Raw genomic sequence first — 15318 nt, 5'->3', positions numbered from 1 at the left:
TCCCGGCGGGTTTATAGCTGAAAGCGCCTGATCAAGCCCTGCAACTCACTGCCCTGGCGGGCAAGGTTGGTGGCGGCGATGGCAATCTGTTCAGTGGCGGTGGCTGTTTGCTCGGTCACGTCCTTGATGCCATGCATGTTGCGGTTTATTTCTTCTACAACGGTGTCCTGTTGTTCCGAGGCGCTGGCGACTTGCAGGCTCATGACCTGAATCGTCGCGACGGATTTGCTGATGTCGTTGAGTTCAGTCTGCACATTGCGGGTCAGCCCCACGGTGTTCTCGACCATCTGGCAACTGGCGCTCATTCGTTCCGTGGCCTGTTGCGCACTGGCTTGCAGCGAGCCGATCAGCGACTCGATTTCGGCGGTGGACTGTTGAGTGCGCGAGGCCAGGCCGCGAACCTCATCGGCCACCACGGCAAAACCGCGTCCGGCTTCTCCGGCACGGGCGGCCTCGATGGCAGCGTTGAGTGCCAGCAGGTTGGTCTGACTGGCCAGCCCGTTGATCACTGTCAGCACGCCACCGATGCGCTCGCTCTCGTTGGACAAGTGCGTGACGGCCTGACTGGAGCTGTTGATCTCCTGGCCCAGCAGCTCGATCTGGGTCAAGGCCTGTTGGGCGACCCGGTTGCCCTGGCTGGCTTTCTGGTCAGCGAACTGCGCTGCGTTCGAGGCCTCTCCGGCGCTGACGGCCACGTGCTGGACGGTCGACACCATTTCGTTCATGGCCACTGCCACCTGATCGGTGTCGGTGCGTTGCGAGTGGGCGCCACTGCTGCTCTGTTCTGTCACGGCGGACAGTTCCTCCGCCGCACTCTGCAACTCGCCGGTCACCTGGCTGACCTGCCCGAGCAAGCCGCGCAGGTTCAGGCCGGTCTGCTCCAGTGCGGCCAACAGGGCTCCAAATTCATCCTTGCGTGGCGAGGCTGACAGACCGACCAGATTCCCCTGACCGATACGTTCGGCCATGTCGATGGCTTCATTGAGCGGCTGCTGGATCTGTCGGGTAATGAGCCAGGTCACGCCCAGCCCGAGGGCGACGGCGAAGGCCAGTAACCACAGCAACTGCTGCCGGGCGAACGAGGCTTCGTGAATGCCTTTCTCATTCTGGCTGTTGATCAACTCCTGAATCGTGCTGAAAGCCGTCTTGAAATGTGTTTCGAGAGGGATGCGGGCCTCATCGACAAGGCGATCGTTACCCTGGCGCGAGACGTCGACCAGCGTCTTCAGCGCGGTCGCGTAACGGGCCAGGGCGCTTTCGATGTTATCCAGCCGTTTCCAGTCTTCAGGGCTTGAAAAGTGCGTTCTGTTTTCGGTGATCAATGTGTTGGCGCGACTCAAGGCACCGTCGATCTGTTTCAGGTATTCAGGTTTGTGGCTGGCCTCATAGCGTAAGCGGGAGCTTTGCACGAGGCTGGCTTCATCGATCAGTTGGTTGATCGCAATGGATTTGGTTGCGCGCTCAGTCATCGACTGAATGCTGTTGAGTCCAATCAGGGTTGTGATGATCAGGACAATCAGGACGGTGGAGAAGCCGGCTATCAACTTGAGCCTTACAGATAAATTTTTCATGGTAGAAATCAACGTATCACTAAGGACGGAAAGTGAGCGTCGATAGCGAGATGCCCGGATCAGAGCCTCGGACCCCATCGACCTGTTTATCTGAACTATCAGATAAGGCTCATGATCCCGTATTGAGGGGGCCGGGAGGAGTGTCCTGACACTCTTTTCGTTTGTCCTATGACTCGGTAGTCAGATAACGCTCGATATCATTCAATCTGTTTTATGGCGCTCACCGGGATCAATGAACAAGGGGGAGGGTCTGAGGTGCGGTATCACCATGTACAGAATAACCAGTGCAAGCTTCAGGGTTCTTGCGCAGACCATGGCCGAGACGGGGGTCGATATGGAGGCCCTGTTTGCCGATCTTGGCTTTAAGAGCCTTGATGTTCACCGTGACCCCAAAGGCGTCAGGCTGGAGCTGATCTATCAGTTGATGAGTGAGGTCGCCCAGCGCAGTCAGAACCCCGATTATGGATTGTTGGCCTACTCAAAGGCCCACCCGGGCAATCTTGAATTACTGGGCTACGCGATCATGTCCAGTGCCACGCTCGGGGTGGCGTTGCAGAAACTGGTGGACTATCACCTCCTGATCGGCAACGGCTTTTGTTTCTGCCTGGAGCAAAAGAACGATCAGATCACGTTGATTGGCTTTGACCTCACCCGTGACAGCTCCCAGACGCCCAGGTCGTTCATCGATGCCGGAACCGCCCAGATATTAGGGATGATTCACTGGCTATTGCCCGATCAAAAACCTCAACCGTTGTCCCTGACCCTCACCTATCCCGAGCCGGCCGATACGTCTCGGCTGACCTCATTTCTGGGGCATGACCTGACCTTCAATGCGCCATACAACAGCATCACCTTCAACGCCGATGTGATGGCTATGAAGCTGCCTACCGCCAGCCTGGAGCTCGACCTCGTTCACGCCGAGCACGTCAAGACACGCTTGAACGAAGTGGTTCGTGGCTCCATGGCGGCCAGGGTGCGACGTACCCTGGCCGAGCATCTGGCGCAGGGTATCCCCTGCGGGCTGGACGATATTGCCCTGGCCTTGCACCTCAGCAAGCGGAGCCTGCAACACGGCCTTGATCGTGAAGGGGTTCACTTTTCCGGGCTGCAGGACGAGGCTCGACTGAAAATGGCCCACAACTTCCTGCGCAACTCGATGCGTAGCCTGAAGTACATTGCCGCGCTATTGGGATTCAGGGATCAGAGCAGTTTCAACAAGGCATGCCTGCGCTGGTTTGGTGTCCCGCCCGGGCAGTATCGGGAGCCCTCCTGAGCCTCACACCAGGGGATCGTTCATATTGAACTGACTGACTTTCATCAGGATCTGGACCGGCTGGGTCGTCATCGGGAGCAAGGGTTCATTTTGATTGGCGCACGAAATATAAGCCCACCAGTCATTGCCGAAGTTCTGCCTGCCATAGACCCCGAGCGGATTACCGTTGGGGGCAATGATCTGGACCGGCCCAGCCTCTTTTTTTTCAAGGTCGCTGGCTGCGAGCGGGCGGGTGCCTATCTGGACTTTCCAGCCGGGGGTACTGGCCAGCGACTTGTCGGGGCGTACATGAAGCTTGACGTAGCGGGTATCGCCAAAGCTGCCGATCACCACTCTTTTGTCTTCGATGATCAGGCTTCCCAGGCGTGACGGATTCTCATAGAACATGTCGTGGCGCGCCTTGATCTCGTAGCTTTCGGAGCCGTTGTCCCAGCGTCGGCACAAAAACCAGAAGTTCAGTTCATCGCGGGGCTTGGTGGTCGCTGTCAGGTAGCTGTATTCATCGCTGCCGACATGGGTAAAGGTTTCCGAAATGCCGGTGCCTGCCGGAACCGTACTGGTTTCTTCTACAAGGCGTGAGAAGTCAAAGGCTGCGAGGTAGCCCGGTTGTACGGATTTCAGCGACGCGACGAAGGAGCGTTCTTTGATATAGGTTGCCATGTTCGCCTCCTGCGAAAGGTTCAAGGCCGCATCAGCCTTGATTGTGCCGATCCCTCGGCCCGGAAAGAACTGATACAAATAGCAGTGCTTAGTGCCATTTTTCATCAGCGATGCCTGCTTATCTCGTCGATAAATCTGTTGTTGCAGGAACATGAGGCTGTCATGCAGGTCGGTTACACAGAGGTGTAAAGGCGACGTGGTCGCCGCTTGCGGCAGAAACGTCTGCCAACGCGACATTTTTTGTTGATCTCAAGCCCCTCAGGTCCTAAAGTTCGCGCCGAACGTCCATGCTGGAAACGATCCATCCGGCTCAAGTACTGACGACGAGACAGCAAGGCCAAGGGGCATGATCCTCCGTGGCCTTTTTGCTTTCGGCGACATGCCTTGGGAAGTAGGCGAACCAAAGTGGGGATACGGAGGGCGTTCATTTGCACCCATTTATTCATCTGTTTGCCAAGTGGAGTTCCCGAGCATGCCGATCAAGGTCGAAGACTATTTCTCAGCCGATTCCTTCAAAAAGATCAAATCGTTCGCTGACAAGCAAGAAACCCCTTTCGTGGTCATCGATACCCAGATGATCAGCCAGGCCTACGATGATCTGCGCGCAGGTTTCGAGTTCGCCCAGGTCTACTACGCGGTCAAGGCCAACCCGGCAGTCGAGATCATCGACCTGCTCAAGGAAAAGGGTTCGAGCTTCGACATCGCTTCCATCTATGAGCTGGACAAGGTCCTGAGCCGCGGCGTAGGTCCAGATCGCATCAGCTACGGCAACACCATCAAGAAGTCCAAGGACATTCGCTACTTCTACGACAAGGGCGTGCGTCTGTACGCGACCGACTCGGAAGCCGACCTGCGCAACATCGCCAAGGCCGCTCCGGGCTCGAAAGTCTACGTGCGTATCCTGACCGAAGGCTCGACCACGGCTGACTGGCCTCTGTCCCGCAAGTTCGGCTGCCAGACCGACATGGCCATGGACCTGCTGATCCTGGCGCGTGACCTGGGTCTGGTGCCTTACGGCATTTCGTTCCACGTCGGCTCCCAGCAGCGCGACATCAGCGTCTGGGACGCGGCCATCGCCAAGGTGAAGGTCATCTTCGAGCGTCTGAAAGAAGAAGACGGCATCGAGCTCAAGTTGATCAACATGGGTGGCGGCTTCCCGGCCAACTACATCACCCGTACCAACAGCCTGGAAACCTACGCCGAGGAAATCATCCGCTTCCTGAAGGAAGACTTCGGTGATGACCTGCCGGAAATCATTCTGGAGCCAGGCCGTTCGCTGATCGCCAACGCCGGTATCCTGGTCAGCGAAGTCGTGCTGGTGGCGCGTAAATCGCGTACCGCCGTCGAGCGTTGGGTGTACACCGATGTGGGCAAATTCTCCGGCCTGATCGAAACCATGGACGAGGCCATCAAGTTCCCGATCTGGACCGAGAAGAAAGGCGAGATGGAAGAAGTGGTCATCGCCGGCCCGACCTGCGACAGCGCCGACATCATGTACGAAAACTACAAGTACGGCCTGCCACTGAACCTGGCCATCGGTGATCGCCTGTACTGGCTGTCCACCGGTGCCTATACCACCAGTTACAGCGCCGTCGAGTTCAATGGCTTCCCGCCGCTGAAGTCGTACTACGTTTAAGCGTTCAGCCTGAACGGAAAAGCCCGCAGCGATTGCGGGCTTTTTTATGGGCGTTTGTTTATGTCGGCGGGCCTGCCCGTGTTGTACCAGCTTGCCAGCCGTAGTGCTTCTTGCAGGCTGACCAGCATCAGTCTTGTTTCCAGCCAGGGACGGGAAGACGAAGGCGTCTTGTGCATCCGCAGGGTCTGGTTAAAGGCTTCCCAAAGCAGTTGGCTCATTCTCGACAGGTAGGCATTCATGTTGGCCGCTGAGCAATAGGCTTCGGCATATTGATTCTGAATGCGTTGCACGTAGAACCGTGCGCCGTTGAGCCGTGCCTGAGGGGAGAGTGCTGGCCCGTTACTGGCAAAAGACAGTGAAGCCGTGAGGTATTGTTGCGCCGTATTCTGACCGGGATTTTTTGCCACCAGATTGTATTGATGGGCGTGGCGATAAATGTTGTTGTTCAGAAAGTCGAGGGTACGGGGCAGGATCTTGCTGATCGTCTCGGTAAGAGACTGGAGTGTTCCCCTTTGCCGGTCGAATGCCTCGACGAAAGCACTCAAGCGTTCCTGACAGCGTGTGATGAATGGCCGGGTGACTCCCTGGCTGTTCTTGATGCCGGCCGATATTTGCAGGATGTCCTGGATGAAGGTCACCAGCTCGTCGTGCAGGGTTTTCAGGGCTTTCAGAACGTCTGACCATGTGGATCGATCGCGGCTGGCCATGCTCAGCCATTTTTCGAGTTCGGGGATCTTGTAAGTGCGGTATTCCCGTGCCGGAACCAGATCCAGGTTGACCTTGAAGGCGCGAGTGAACGCCGGGAGGTTGTGCAGGACCTGCAGGTAGTTGTCGAGCCCTGTCAGGTCGCTTTGATCGATAAGTTGCCCAGCCATGATGAAGGTCCTGTACGCAGCTGTAGGGAGGGAGAGGCAGATGTGTGAGAGTGGCCGGGGAAGCGGAAGAGCCACTTCCCCGGCATTCTGCGTGCGGAGCGGTCAGCGGATGGGGCGCAAGTAGGCTGTCAGTTGCAGGCCGGAACTGATGAAACGCGTGTTGCGCTCCTCGTCGTCGGCTGCTCCGGCCTTGTTGATGGCGAGGAAGCTGTCGACCGTATCAACGATTTTCTTGTACTGCTCCAGGTACAGGGAGCGTTGGTCGTCCATGGTATGGAAATACCCGATCAATTCGACACGCTGAGCCAGTCCCAGTTTTTCCTTTTCCTTCTGCGCCAGTTGTTCGGACAGCTTGTCGACTCGTTCACGCAGGCTGTCGCGGCGTTTGATCATGCCAATGAAGTTGATGCCCTCGGCACCATATTCCAGGGTGGCCTTCATTTGTTCGATGGCCAGGGCGATCACCTCCATCTGAGGGGGTTGAACCCCTAGCGCCACCACTTTCTCCGCCGTGAGGAGGGTGTCCCTGGCAATATTGGCAAATCCCTTGCTCTCAATCGCATCAATGGCGGCGCTCAGGACGCGGCGCTCTTCCTTGAGGCCGGTCAACCGGACCAGGGTGTCATCGATGTTGGTGGTCACCTTGACGATGTCTTGCTCGATGCTCGTCTTGAACCCTTGTGTCTGCTGGCGGTTGACGGGTTCTTTCATTTCACGCAGCGCGTTGGCGAGTTTGTATGCTTCGTTACCGGCTGTACCCATGGCGCTCTTGAGGGTGTAAGCACACTCGGCCTGTATGTCACTGATTTCATCCGGATCGGTCGACTCTCTGAGTTCCTGCTCGTATTTTCGCAAGAGAGAAATCTTGGAATCGACATCGATTGCCAGTCGCGCGCAGTATTCACCCAGACGCTGTCGTTCGATAACGACCGTCTTGTTGATACGTTTGAAGCGCTCGTAGACGTTGGGCAGATAGAGGGTCTTGGCGTACAGGATATCTGCGCTGATCATGCTGTTGTTCATGGACGCCAGGCTGGTGGACATGATCGATAGATCGGGTGCCTGTACGTTCAACGCTGTGCCAATGGAGGTGATAGTGCCGTTCATGTTTTTATTTCCCGTAAATCCGTTTGAATTCATCGTCCGCTTCTTTGAATACATCCAGTAATGCATCAGAGTCCTGTTCGATGGTCTTCCATGGTTGTACAACTTGCCTGAAACGGTTCATGAACAGTCTCAGAGACAGGGCATCCGTTATTTCCGATGAAGCCCTGGCCGATTCATCAATGAACAGAAACAGTTTGTTCCAGACCGTGATCAGATTCTGGGTCGCCACGTCTGCGTCAATGACCACGGTTACAAGGTTCTGCAAGTCGAACTTTACCCGGCTCAAAGAACCGAGAATCTTGTTCTTGAGTTGCAGTTCTTCAATGTCCTTGTTCTGTTGGGCGATCAGGTTGTTGCGGGTCTTGCGGACATCTTCGGCTTCCACGCCGAAATAGATACCCAGGGCCAGCCCGGCAATATTGAGCTTGCTGACCGACCCCAGCGATCGCTCGACGGCCGCCTTGTATTCCTTGTTCTTTTCGTCAATGTCTTTTGCCCGTTGCTCGATGGCACCGTTCAGCCTGATCACGTCGTTGGGCAGGGAGCTGTTATCGATGGCCGTGACCTTGCGCTGAATCTCGGGAGCCACATAGAGCGAAAGATCAAGGCCGAAGCGGTCCAGTTCTTTCTTGATGCTTTGCGCATCGTTCTGGCTTTCCTTGACCTTGCGCAGGATCTCGTCAAGGTAGAACCCTACATCCCTGGCTGTTTCCCTGTCGCTTTCATCCAGCTCGATGCCCGGAAAGCGGTCGCCCAGTTCAAGGGTCAGACGCTTTACATCTTCAAGCGTCTTGATGCGGTACTTTTCAATGACGACCCCTCCCTTTATGTCGCTGTAGATGTCCTCCATGCTCTGACCGTAAACCTGCATCTGGCCTGCAAAGACCTTGAGCTTGCTGCCGACCGCCAGCAGTTCGCTGCGCAGCGGATTCCAGCGTCGGGCATGACCATGGACAAGCTTGTAACTTTTCAGGAAGTCCTCAGGTTCAAGTCCGGTCCCGGCGCCACTTGAATACCCCAGGTAGGTAATGACTTCTTCAAGTTCCGTGGGCAGCGAAAGCCCGATCAGCTCATATTGCTTGAGGTTGACGATCTGTTGTTTGGTCAGGATCAAGCCCGGTGTGCGTTTGATACCGGAGTCATTGGCGGATGAAACATTGAAAAACACTTCCGGTGCTTTTATTGCTTCATCGGTAATGTTATCGCCAGTGCTTCCCTGATTAATGGTCAGTCGTTCCATTACTGCATTCATTGGATATGTCCTTATCTTCCTAGGGGTCGTTATTGGATCCCTGTTCATGTGTTGCAACGGTTGCTTGATAGGAAGGTTATTGTTTGATGAACAGGAGTGTCAAAGTGGAAAGATAGTCGGATGTTGTAGGAGAAGTGTTGAGCAATTAGTCAGTCGACGAAGTAATATAAGGTGAATATATAAGTGTTTTTTAATGATGTTTTTTTGTTAGCCGTTGTATGAGCCGGATGATTGAAAGAATATCGGAATGATTTTGAGAAGCCGTCAATCATGGGCCTTCGGGGGGAGAACCTGTGCCGTGTTTGCAGAGGCTGAAGCTCATTTTTTGTGCAAGGTTACAGATGAGAATAAATAACATTTAGCGCATACTACGCGCCGCAAAAGACCGGTGAGGTGGATGGGTGTGTTGAAGAAGGTCCTGTTTCAGGTTCATTGGTTCTTCGGAATCACGGCGGGGCTGGTACTGGCCTTGATGGGCATTACCGGGGCGCTGTATTCATTCGAGGACGAAATCCTCGATGCACTCAACCCGGATGTTCTGCTTGTCGAGGAGCGGGCTGCCACTTTGCCTCCACCCGAACTGGTCCGTCGGCTTGAGGCGGCGACGGGGCTGAAGGTTGCGATTCTGCGTGTGCAGACAGTCGGCAATCGTGTCGCCCAGGTGTATTTCACCCCCGAGCCGGGTGAGCGGCGTGGCCCCAAGCGCAACTTCGACCCTTATACCGGTGAGCTGAGAGGCAACGGTGTGGGCGAGGGGTTCTTTGATTTCGTCCTGAATCTGCACCGCTTCCTTGCCGCAGGCGAAGTCGGCAAGCAGATCACGGCGGCCAGTACCGTGATTCTGGTGTTCTTCTGCCTGTCCGGTCTTTATTTGCGCTGGCCTCGCAAGCCGCTGGACTGGCGCGTCTGGCTGACCATGGACTGGGCGAAAAAAGGCCGGAGTTTCAACTGGGACCTGCACTCGGTATTCGGAACCTGGTGCCTGCTGCTTTACCTGCTGTTTGCCCTGACGGGGTTGAACTGGTCCTATGAATGGTTCCGCAACGGCATGACCGCATTGCTGGACGATGCTCCGGTGGGCGAGCAGCGCAATGGCGGTGGCAAGAAAACTTCGGCTCCCGGCCCGCTGGTCGTGGATTACGACGCCGTCTGGAAGAGCATTCAGGAAACCGCAGGGCCGGAGCTGAGTTCTTATAACCTGAGGCTGCCAGCCAATGGTGGTCAGCCAGCCACCGTGTTCTACCTGCTCAAGGACTCACCGCACCCACGTGCCTTCGGCACCCTCAATCTGGACCCGGCCACCGGCAAGATCAATTTCGTGTCGCGCTATGAGGAAAAGAGCTTCGGTGCCCGGTTGCTGACCAGCAACTATGCCCTGCACGTGGGCAGCTATTTCGGGCTGGGCGGACGTATTGTCATGACGGTCGCCTCGTTGCTGATGCCTCTGTTCTTCATCACCGGCTGGTTGCTGTATCTGGACCGTCGCCGCAAGAAGCGCGAGATCAGAAATGCCCGTGGCGGTGTGGCCAGCCATCCGGACAATGAAGCCTCGTCGTGGCTGATCGGTTTTGCCAGCCAGAGCGGTTTTGCCGAGCAGCTGGCCTGGCAGACGGCCGGGCAATTGCAGTCGGCAGGTTTGCCGGTGCGCGTGCAGCGTCTGGGTGACCTGACCGGGCAGGACCTGAGCCAAAGCAGCAATGCCTTGTTTGTGGTCAGCACTTTCGGCGATGGCGAGGCTCCGGACAGCGCCCGGGGATTCGAGCGCAGCGTGCTGGGCAGCCCGTTATCGTTGCAGAACCTGAACTATGCCGTGCTGGCCCTGGGGGACCGGCAGTATCAACATTTCTGCGGCTTCGCACATCGCCTGCATGGCTGGTTGAGCGAGCGCGGCGGCAGCACGCTGTTTGCTCCGGTCGAAGTTGACAGTGCCGACCCGGCTGCCTTGCAGCTCTGGCAGCAACAACTGGGGCAACTGACGGGAAGCCAGCCATCCGCGCCCTGGCAGGCTCCGGCTTTCGAGAACTGGACCCTGACTCGCCGTGAACTGCTGAACCCTGGCAGCAGTGGCTCCAAGGTCTTTCTGCTGGATCTGCGGGCACCTGACGCGGCGACCTGGCAGGCCGGAGATCTGGTCGAGGTATTGCCGCGTAACGGCGAGGCGGCCATCGAGCATTTTCTGAAGGGCCTGGGCATTGCTCCGGAGACGCGGGTCACCGTGGACGATTTGCAGGAGACGCTGGCTCAGGCGCTGGCGACTCGCCAATTGCCGCAGCATCGCGCGCATCTGGTGGGCCTGCATGCCCAGTCTCTGATCGATTCTCTGGTGCCGTTGGCCGTGCGCGAATACTCCATTGCCTCGATCCCGGAAGAGGGCGTGTTGCAACTGATCGTTCGCCAGGAGCTGCATCCTGATGGCAGCCTGGGGCTGGGGTCTGGCTGGCTGACCGAGCATGTTGCACTGGAAGGGGCCGTCAGCCTGCGTCTGCGCCGCAACAGCAGTTTCCATCTGCCGGTCGAGCCTGTACCGATGATTCTGTTGGGTAACGGCACCGGGCTGGCGGGGCTGCGCAGTCTGCTCAAGGCGCGTATCGCACAAGGGCAATCACGCAACTGGCTGCTGTTTGGCGAGCGCAATGCCGCCCATGACTTTCACTGTTCCGGCGAGCTGCAGGGTTGGTTGGCTTGTGGTGATCTGGCGCGTCTGGATCTGGCGTTCTCGCGTGATCAGGCCGAGAAAGTCTATGTGCAGGATAAATTGCGTGAGGCGGCGGGTGAGTTGCGCGTCTGGCTGGATCAGGGCGCAGCCCTTTACATCTGTGGCAGCCTTGAAGGGATGGCCGCGGGCGTGGATCAGGTGTTGAAGGACGTGCTGGGTGAGCCGGTGGTAACGGCGTTGATCGAGCAGGGGCGTTACAGAAGGGATGTTTATTGATCGCGAGAGCCCATCGCGGGCGGTGATATTGATCGCGAATGAATTCGCTCCTACAGGTGTGGGAGCGAATTCATTCGCGAAAGGCTATTACGCCGCTACAAACTGCTCCGCGTAGTGACAGGCCACCTGACGGTTATCCACCGTCCGCAAGGCCGGCTCTTCCTGTGAACACCGTTCGGTCGCGTAAGGGCAGCGCTTGTGGAAAGCGCAGCCGCTTGGCGGATCGAGCGGGTTGGGAAGTTCGCCGACAATCTTGATCTTCGGTTTCAGCGGGTCAGGGTGAATGGCCGGAGTCGCCGACAGCAGCGCCTGCGTATAAGGGTGCAGAGGGCGGCTGTAGATTTCCTCCTTCGGCCCCATTTCCGCAGGACGCCCCAGGTACATCACCAACACCGTGTCGGCCACATGGCGAACCACCGACAGGTTGTGGGAAATGAACACATAGGCCGTGTTGAACTCCTGCTGAAGGTCCATGAACAGGTTCAACACCTGAGCCTGAATCGACACGTCCAGCGCGGAGGTCGGTTCGTCGGCCACCAGCACCTTGGGTTGCAGCATCATGGCGCGGGCCAGGGCAATACGCTGGCGCTGACCACCGGAGAACATGTGCGGGTAGCGCTGATAGTGCTCGGGGCGCAGACCCACCTGACTCATCATGGCCTGAACCTTTTCCCGCCGCTCGGCACGGCTGAGGTCGGTGTTGATCAGCAGGGGCTCACCCAGCTGGTCACCAATCTTCTGCCGGGGGTTGAGTGAGGCATACGGGCTCTGAAAGACCATCTGCACGTCTTTGCGCAGTTGTTTGCGATCGGCCTTGCTGGCCCCGGTCACTTCCTTGCCCGCGATTTTCAGGGAGCCAGAGGTGGGCTCTTCGATCAGGGTCAGGGCACGAGCCAGCGTGGATTTGCCGCAACCCGATTCTCCGACCACGGCCAGGGTCTTTCCCGCTTCCAGTTCAAAGGACACACCGTTGAGGGCGCGAACCAGCGCATGGCCCTTGAACAGGCCACGCGAGACTTCGTAATGACGGTTAAGGTCGCGGGCGGTCAGTACGACGCTCATCACGCCACCTCCTGATTCAAGGGATAGAAGCAACGTGCCTGGCTATGGGCTTTCGGGTCCAGGGTCGGGCGCTGGATGCGGCAGGTTTCCTGTGCATAAGGGCAGCGTGGCGACAGCAGGCAGCCCAGCGGGCGGTCATAACGGCCGGGTACCATGCCCGGTAATGTCGCCAGACGCTCTGCGCCCATGCTGTGTTCCGGGATCGCCGCCAGCAGCGCTTCGCTGTACGGGTGGGCCGGGATGTCGAAAAGACCGGGCACCTGGCCGACTTCGACCGCCTGACCGGCATACATCACGCAGACGCGCTGCGCGGTTTCGGCGACGACGGCCAGATCGTGAGTGATCAGCACCAGTGCCATGTCCTGCTCTTTTTGCAGGCTCAGCAGCAGGTCCATGATCTGTGCCTGGATGGTCACATCCAGCGCGGTGGTCGGTTCGTCGGCAATCAGCAGCTTGGGTTCACCGGCAATGGCCATGGCAATCGCCACGCGCTGGCTCATGCCGCCGGACAACTGGTGCGGGTAGGCATCCAGACGTGCCGCAGCGCCAGGAATTTCCACTTTTTCGAGCAGTTCCCGAGCGCGTTGGCGTGCCGCCTTGCCGGACAGTTTCAGGTGCTGGCGCAGAACCTCTTCGATCTGGAACCCTACCGTATAGCTGGGGTTCAGGGCGGTCATCGGGTCCTGGAAGACCATGGCCAGATCCTTGCCGATGATGCGACGGCGCTGGCGTGCGTTGAGCTTGAGCAGGTCATGGCCGTCGAAGTTCAGCGAATCTGCGGTGATGATGCCGGGGGCATCGATCAAGCCCATCAGCGCCATCATGGTTACGGACTTGCCGGACCCCGATTCGCCGACGATGGCCAGGACTTCGCCTTTCTCGACACTCAGCGACAGACCGTCCACGACGGGAACGGCATTGGCGTCGCCGAAGCGGACATTGAGATTCTGGATTTGCAGAAGTGACATACGAATCTCCTCAGGCGGCATTCTTGAGTTTCGGGTCCAGCGCATCGCGCAGGCCGTCGCCCATCAGGTTGATTGCCAGCACGCTGAGCAAAATGGTCAGACCGGGCAGGCTCACGACCCACCAGGCGCGTTCGATGTAGTCGCGGGCCGAGGCGAGCATGGTGCCCCACTCAGGTGTTGGCGGCTGTACGCCAAGCCCCAGGAAGCCCAGGGCCGCGGCATCGAGGATGGCGGAGGAGAAACTCAGGGTTGCCTGTACGATCAGCGGTGCCATGCAGTTGGGCAGTACGGTGATGAACATCAGACGTGGCAGAGTTGCCCCCGCCAGACGGGCTGCAGTCACGTAGTCACGGTTCAGTTCACCCATCACCGCCGCACGAGTCAGGCGCACATAAGAGGGCAGCGACACGATGGCGATGGCGATCACGGTGTTGATCAGGCCTGGGCCGAGAATCGCGACGATGGCCACGGCCAGCAGCAGCGATGGCAGGGCGAGCATGATGTCCATCAGACGCATGACCGAAGGGCCGAGAAAGCGCGGAAAGAACCCTGCCAGCAGTCCCAGCAGGATACCGGGGATCAGCGACATCACGACCGAGGACAGACCGATCAGCAGCGACAGCCGTGAGCCGTGAATCAGGCGTGATAACAGGTCACGCCCCAGCTCGTCGGTGCCGAGGATGAATTGCCATTGACCACCTTCGAGCCAGACCGGAGGTGTCAGCAGAAAGTCCCGGTACTGCTCGCTCGGGTCGTGTGGCGCGACCCAGGGGGCGAACAGGGCGCAGAACACGATCAGGGCCATGAACATCAGGCCGGCCACGGCACCTTTGTTCCTGGAGAAGGCGTACCAGAATTCTTTGTAAGGGGAGGGGTAAAGCAGGCTTTGATCGACTGCTACCGGAGAAGTAGGTGTGCTCATGAGTCAGGATCTCAGCGCTGGTGACGGATGCGTGGGTTGGCAAAGCCGTAGAGGATGTCCACCACGAAGTTGACCAGGATCACCAGGCAGGCGATCAGCAGAATGCCGTTCTGCACCACCGGGTAGTCACGGGCGCCGATGGCTTCGATCAGCCACTTGCCGATGCCCGGCCAGGAGAAGATCGTTTCGGTCAGAACAGCACCGGCCAGCAGGGTACCGATCTGCAGGCCGAACACGGTCAGCACCGGAATCAGGGCATTGCGCAGGCCGTGAACGAAGACCACGCGAGCCGGTGACAGGCCCTTGGCCCGAGCGGTACGCACGTAGTCTTCACGCAGCACTTCCAGCATCGAGGAGCGGGTCATCCGGGCGATGACCGCCAGCGGAATGGTGCCCAGCACGATGGCCGGCAGGATCAGGTGATGCAGGGCATCGAGAAAGGCGCCTTCTTCATCGCTGAGCAGGGTGTCGATCAGCATGAAGCCGGTGACGGGCTGAATGTCGTAGAGCAGGTCGATGCGCCCCGATACCGGCGTCCAGCCCAGAGAAACGGAGAAGAACATGATGAGGATCAGGCCCCACCAGAAGATCGGCATCGAGTAGCCCGCCAGGGAGATCCCCATGACGCCGTGATCGAACAGCGAGCCACGTTTGAGTGCTGCAATGACGCCGGCGAGCAGGCCGACAATTCCGGCAAAGATCAGCGCGGCGATGGAAAGCTCCAGGGTCGCGGGGAACAGCGAGCTGAATTCGGTCCACACGCTTTCACGGGTGCGCAGTGATTCGCCAAGGTCGCCCTGAGCGAGCTTGCCGATGTAATCGATGTACTGGGCATAAAGCGGTTTGTTCAGCCCCAGGCGTTCCATGGCCTGGGCGTGCATTTCCGGGTCGACCCGGCGTTCACCCATCATGACTTCGACCGGATCGCCGGGGATCAGGCGAATCAGGGCGAACGTCAACAGGGTGATGCCGAAGAAGGTAGGGATCAGTAACCCTACCCGACGGGCAATAAAACTAAACATCTCGTGGTGTACCTCATCAGCCGGTCAGGCATGCCGCC

Annotated in this window: 12 protein-coding genes; 3 read left to right on the top strand and 9 right to left on the bottom strand. The window is 58.0% G+C overall.

All coding sequences use genetic code 11. From position 1 onward, the window contains the following. Nucleotides 1–11: 11 nt before the first annotated feature. Nucleotides 12–1571 carry a methyl-accepting chemotaxis protein gene (locus ACIPY9_RS14895; RefSeq protein ID WP_400702471.1) on the bottom strand — a complete coding sequence of 520 codons (1560 nt, stop codon included), beginning with the start codon at nt 1569–1571 and terminating at the stop codon, nt 12–14. A 268-nt stretch (nt 1572–1839) separates the two neighbouring features. On the opposite strand from ACIPY9_RS14895, the gene ACIPY9_RS14890 reads away from it, so the two are divergent. Further along, the gene (locus tag ACIPY9_RS14890) at nt 1840–2844 is read left to right on the top strand and encodes an AraC family transcriptional regulator ligand-binding domain-containing protein (protein ID WP_400702468.1); all 1005 of its coding nucleotides are present in this window, start codon (nt 1840–1842) and stop codon (nt 2842–2844) included. A gap of 3 nt (nt 2845–2847) precedes the next feature. Here the strand turns inward: ACIPY9_RS14890 and ACIPY9_RS14885 are convergent, their stop codons facing one another. Beyond that, nucleotides 2848–3504 (bottom strand): hypothetical protein, encoded by a 657-nt coding sequence (locus ACIPY9_RS14885; RefSeq protein ID WP_400702465.1) that lies wholly within the window; start codon nt 3502–3504, stop codon nt 2848–2850. A 472-nt stretch (nt 3505–3976) separates the two neighbouring features. Between ACIPY9_RS14885 and ACIPY9_RS14880 the strand changes: the two genes are divergently transcribed. Beyond that, nucleotides 3977–5140, top strand: coding sequence for a type III PLP-dependent enzyme (locus tag ACIPY9_RS14880; protein ID WP_400702462.1), 1164 nt, complete (start codon nt 3977–3979; stop codon nt 5138–5140). Between the two features lie 44 nt (nt 5141–5184). Here the strand turns inward: ACIPY9_RS14880 and ACIPY9_RS14875 are convergent, their stop codons facing one another. The 3 genes from ACIPY9_RS14875 to ACIPY9_RS14865 form a co-directional block, all read right to left on the bottom strand. Next, a complete protein-coding gene (locus ACIPY9_RS14875; RefSeq protein WP_400702459.1) occupies nt 5185–6015 on the bottom strand; it encodes a hypothetical protein in 831 nt (276 codons plus the stop codon). Nucleotides 6016–6117: 102 nt separating this feature from the next. After that, nucleotides 6118–7122, bottom strand: coding sequence for an alpha-xenorhabdolysin family binary toxin subunit B (locus ACIPY9_RS14870; protein ID WP_400702456.1), 1005 nt, complete (start codon nt 7120–7122; stop codon nt 6118–6120). Between the two features lie 4 nt (nt 7123–7126). Then, entirely contained in the window at nt 7127–8374 is a 1248-nt protein-coding gene (locus ACIPY9_RS14865; RefSeq protein WP_400702453.1) for an alpha-xenorhabdolysin family binary toxin subunit A, read from the bottom strand. Nucleotides 8375–8780: 406 nt separating this feature from the next. On the opposite strand from ACIPY9_RS14865, the gene ACIPY9_RS14860 reads away from it, so the two are divergent. Next, complete coding sequence (locus ACIPY9_RS14860; RefSeq protein WP_400702544.1) at nt 8781–11306, top strand: PepSY domain-containing protein; 2526 nt, start codon at nt 8781–8783, stop codon at nt 11304–11306. An 87-nt stretch (nt 11307–11393) separates the two neighbouring features. Here the strand turns inward: ACIPY9_RS14860 and ACIPY9_RS14855 are convergent, their stop codons facing one another. The 4 genes from ACIPY9_RS14855 to ACIPY9_RS14840 are packed head-to-tail and all read right to left on the bottom strand — an operon-like array spanning nt 11394 to nt 15280. Next, complete coding sequence (locus tag ACIPY9_RS14855; protein ID WP_400702450.1) at nt 11394–12368, bottom strand: peptide ABC transporter ATP-binding protein; 975 nt, start codon at nt 12366–12368, stop codon at nt 11394–11396. Then, entirely contained in the window at nt 12368–13336 is a 969-nt protein-coding gene (locus ACIPY9_RS14850) for an ABC transporter ATP-binding protein (protein WP_400702447.1), read from the bottom strand. Before ACIPY9_RS14850 ends, ACIPY9_RS14855 begins: the two co-directional genes overlap by 1 nt. A gap of 10 nt (nt 13337–13346) precedes the next feature. Further along, nucleotides 13347–14258 carry an ABC transporter permease subunit gene (locus tag ACIPY9_RS14845; RefSeq protein ID WP_400702444.1) on the bottom strand — a complete coding sequence of 304 codons (912 nt, stop codon included), beginning with the start codon at nt 14256–14258 and terminating at the stop codon, nt 13347–13349. A gap of 11 nt (nt 14259–14269) precedes the next feature. Continuing rightward, nucleotides 14270–15280 carry an ABC transporter permease subunit gene (locus ACIPY9_RS14840; protein WP_400702441.1) on the bottom strand — a complete coding sequence of 337 codons (1011 nt, stop codon included), beginning with the start codon at nt 15278–15280 and terminating at the stop codon, nt 14270–14272. Nucleotides 15281–15318: the final 38 nt, after the last annotated feature.

The organism is Pseudomonas sp. NPDC089734, assembly GCF_044748865.1.
Taxonomy (GTDB): Bacteria; Pseudomonadota; Gammaproteobacteria; order Pseudomonadales; family Pseudomonadaceae; genus Aquipseudomonas.
The sequence above is the reverse complement of the archived record's forward strand: the minus strand, read 5'-3'. Positions and strand labels throughout refer to the sequence as shown.

Bases quoted from the DNA above. Each gene is read 5' to 3' on its own strand.
- ACIPY9_RS14895 (WP_400702471.1), bottom strand. From the start codon at position 1,571: ATGAAAAATTTATCTGTAAGGCTCAAGTTGATAGCCGGCTTCTCCACC.
- ACIPY9_RS14875 (WP_400702459.1), bottom strand. From the start codon at position 6,015: ATGGCTGGGCAACTTATCGATCAAAGCGACCTGACAGGGCTCGACAAC.
- ACIPY9_RS14880 (WP_400702462.1), top strand. From the start codon at position 3,977: ATGCCGATCAAGGTCGAAGACTATTTCTCAGCCGATTCCTTCAAAAAG.
- ACIPY9_RS14885 (WP_400702465.1), bottom strand. From the start codon at position 3,504: ATGGCAACCTATATCAAAGAACGCTCCTTCGTCGCGTCGCTGAAATCC.
- ACIPY9_RS14855 (WP_400702450.1), bottom strand. From the start codon at position 12,368: ATGAGCGTCGTACTGACCGCCCGCGACCTTAACCGTCATTACGAAGTC.
- ACIPY9_RS14840 (WP_400702441.1), bottom strand. From the start codon at position 15,280: ATGTTTAGTTTTATTGCCCGTCGGGTAGGGTTACTGATCCCTACCTTC.
- ACIPY9_RS14850 (WP_400702447.1), bottom strand. From the start codon at position 13,336: ATGTCACTTCTGCAAATCCAGAATCTCAATGTCCGCTTCGGCGACGCC.
- ACIPY9_RS14865 (WP_400702453.1), bottom strand. From the start codon at position 8,374: ATGAATGCAGTAATGGAACGACTGACCATTAATCAGGGAAGCACTGGC.
- ACIPY9_RS14890 (WP_400702468.1), top strand. From the start codon at position 1,840: ATGTACAGAATAACCAGTGCAAGCTTCAGGGTTCTTGCGCAGACCATG.
- ACIPY9_RS14870 (WP_400702456.1), bottom strand. From the start codon at position 7,122: ATGAACGGCACTATCACCTCCATTGGCACAGCGTTGAACGTACAGGCA.
- ACIPY9_RS14845 (WP_400702444.1), bottom strand. From the start codon at position 14,258: ATGAGCACACCTACTTCTCCGGTAGCAGTCGATCAAAGCCTGCTTTAC.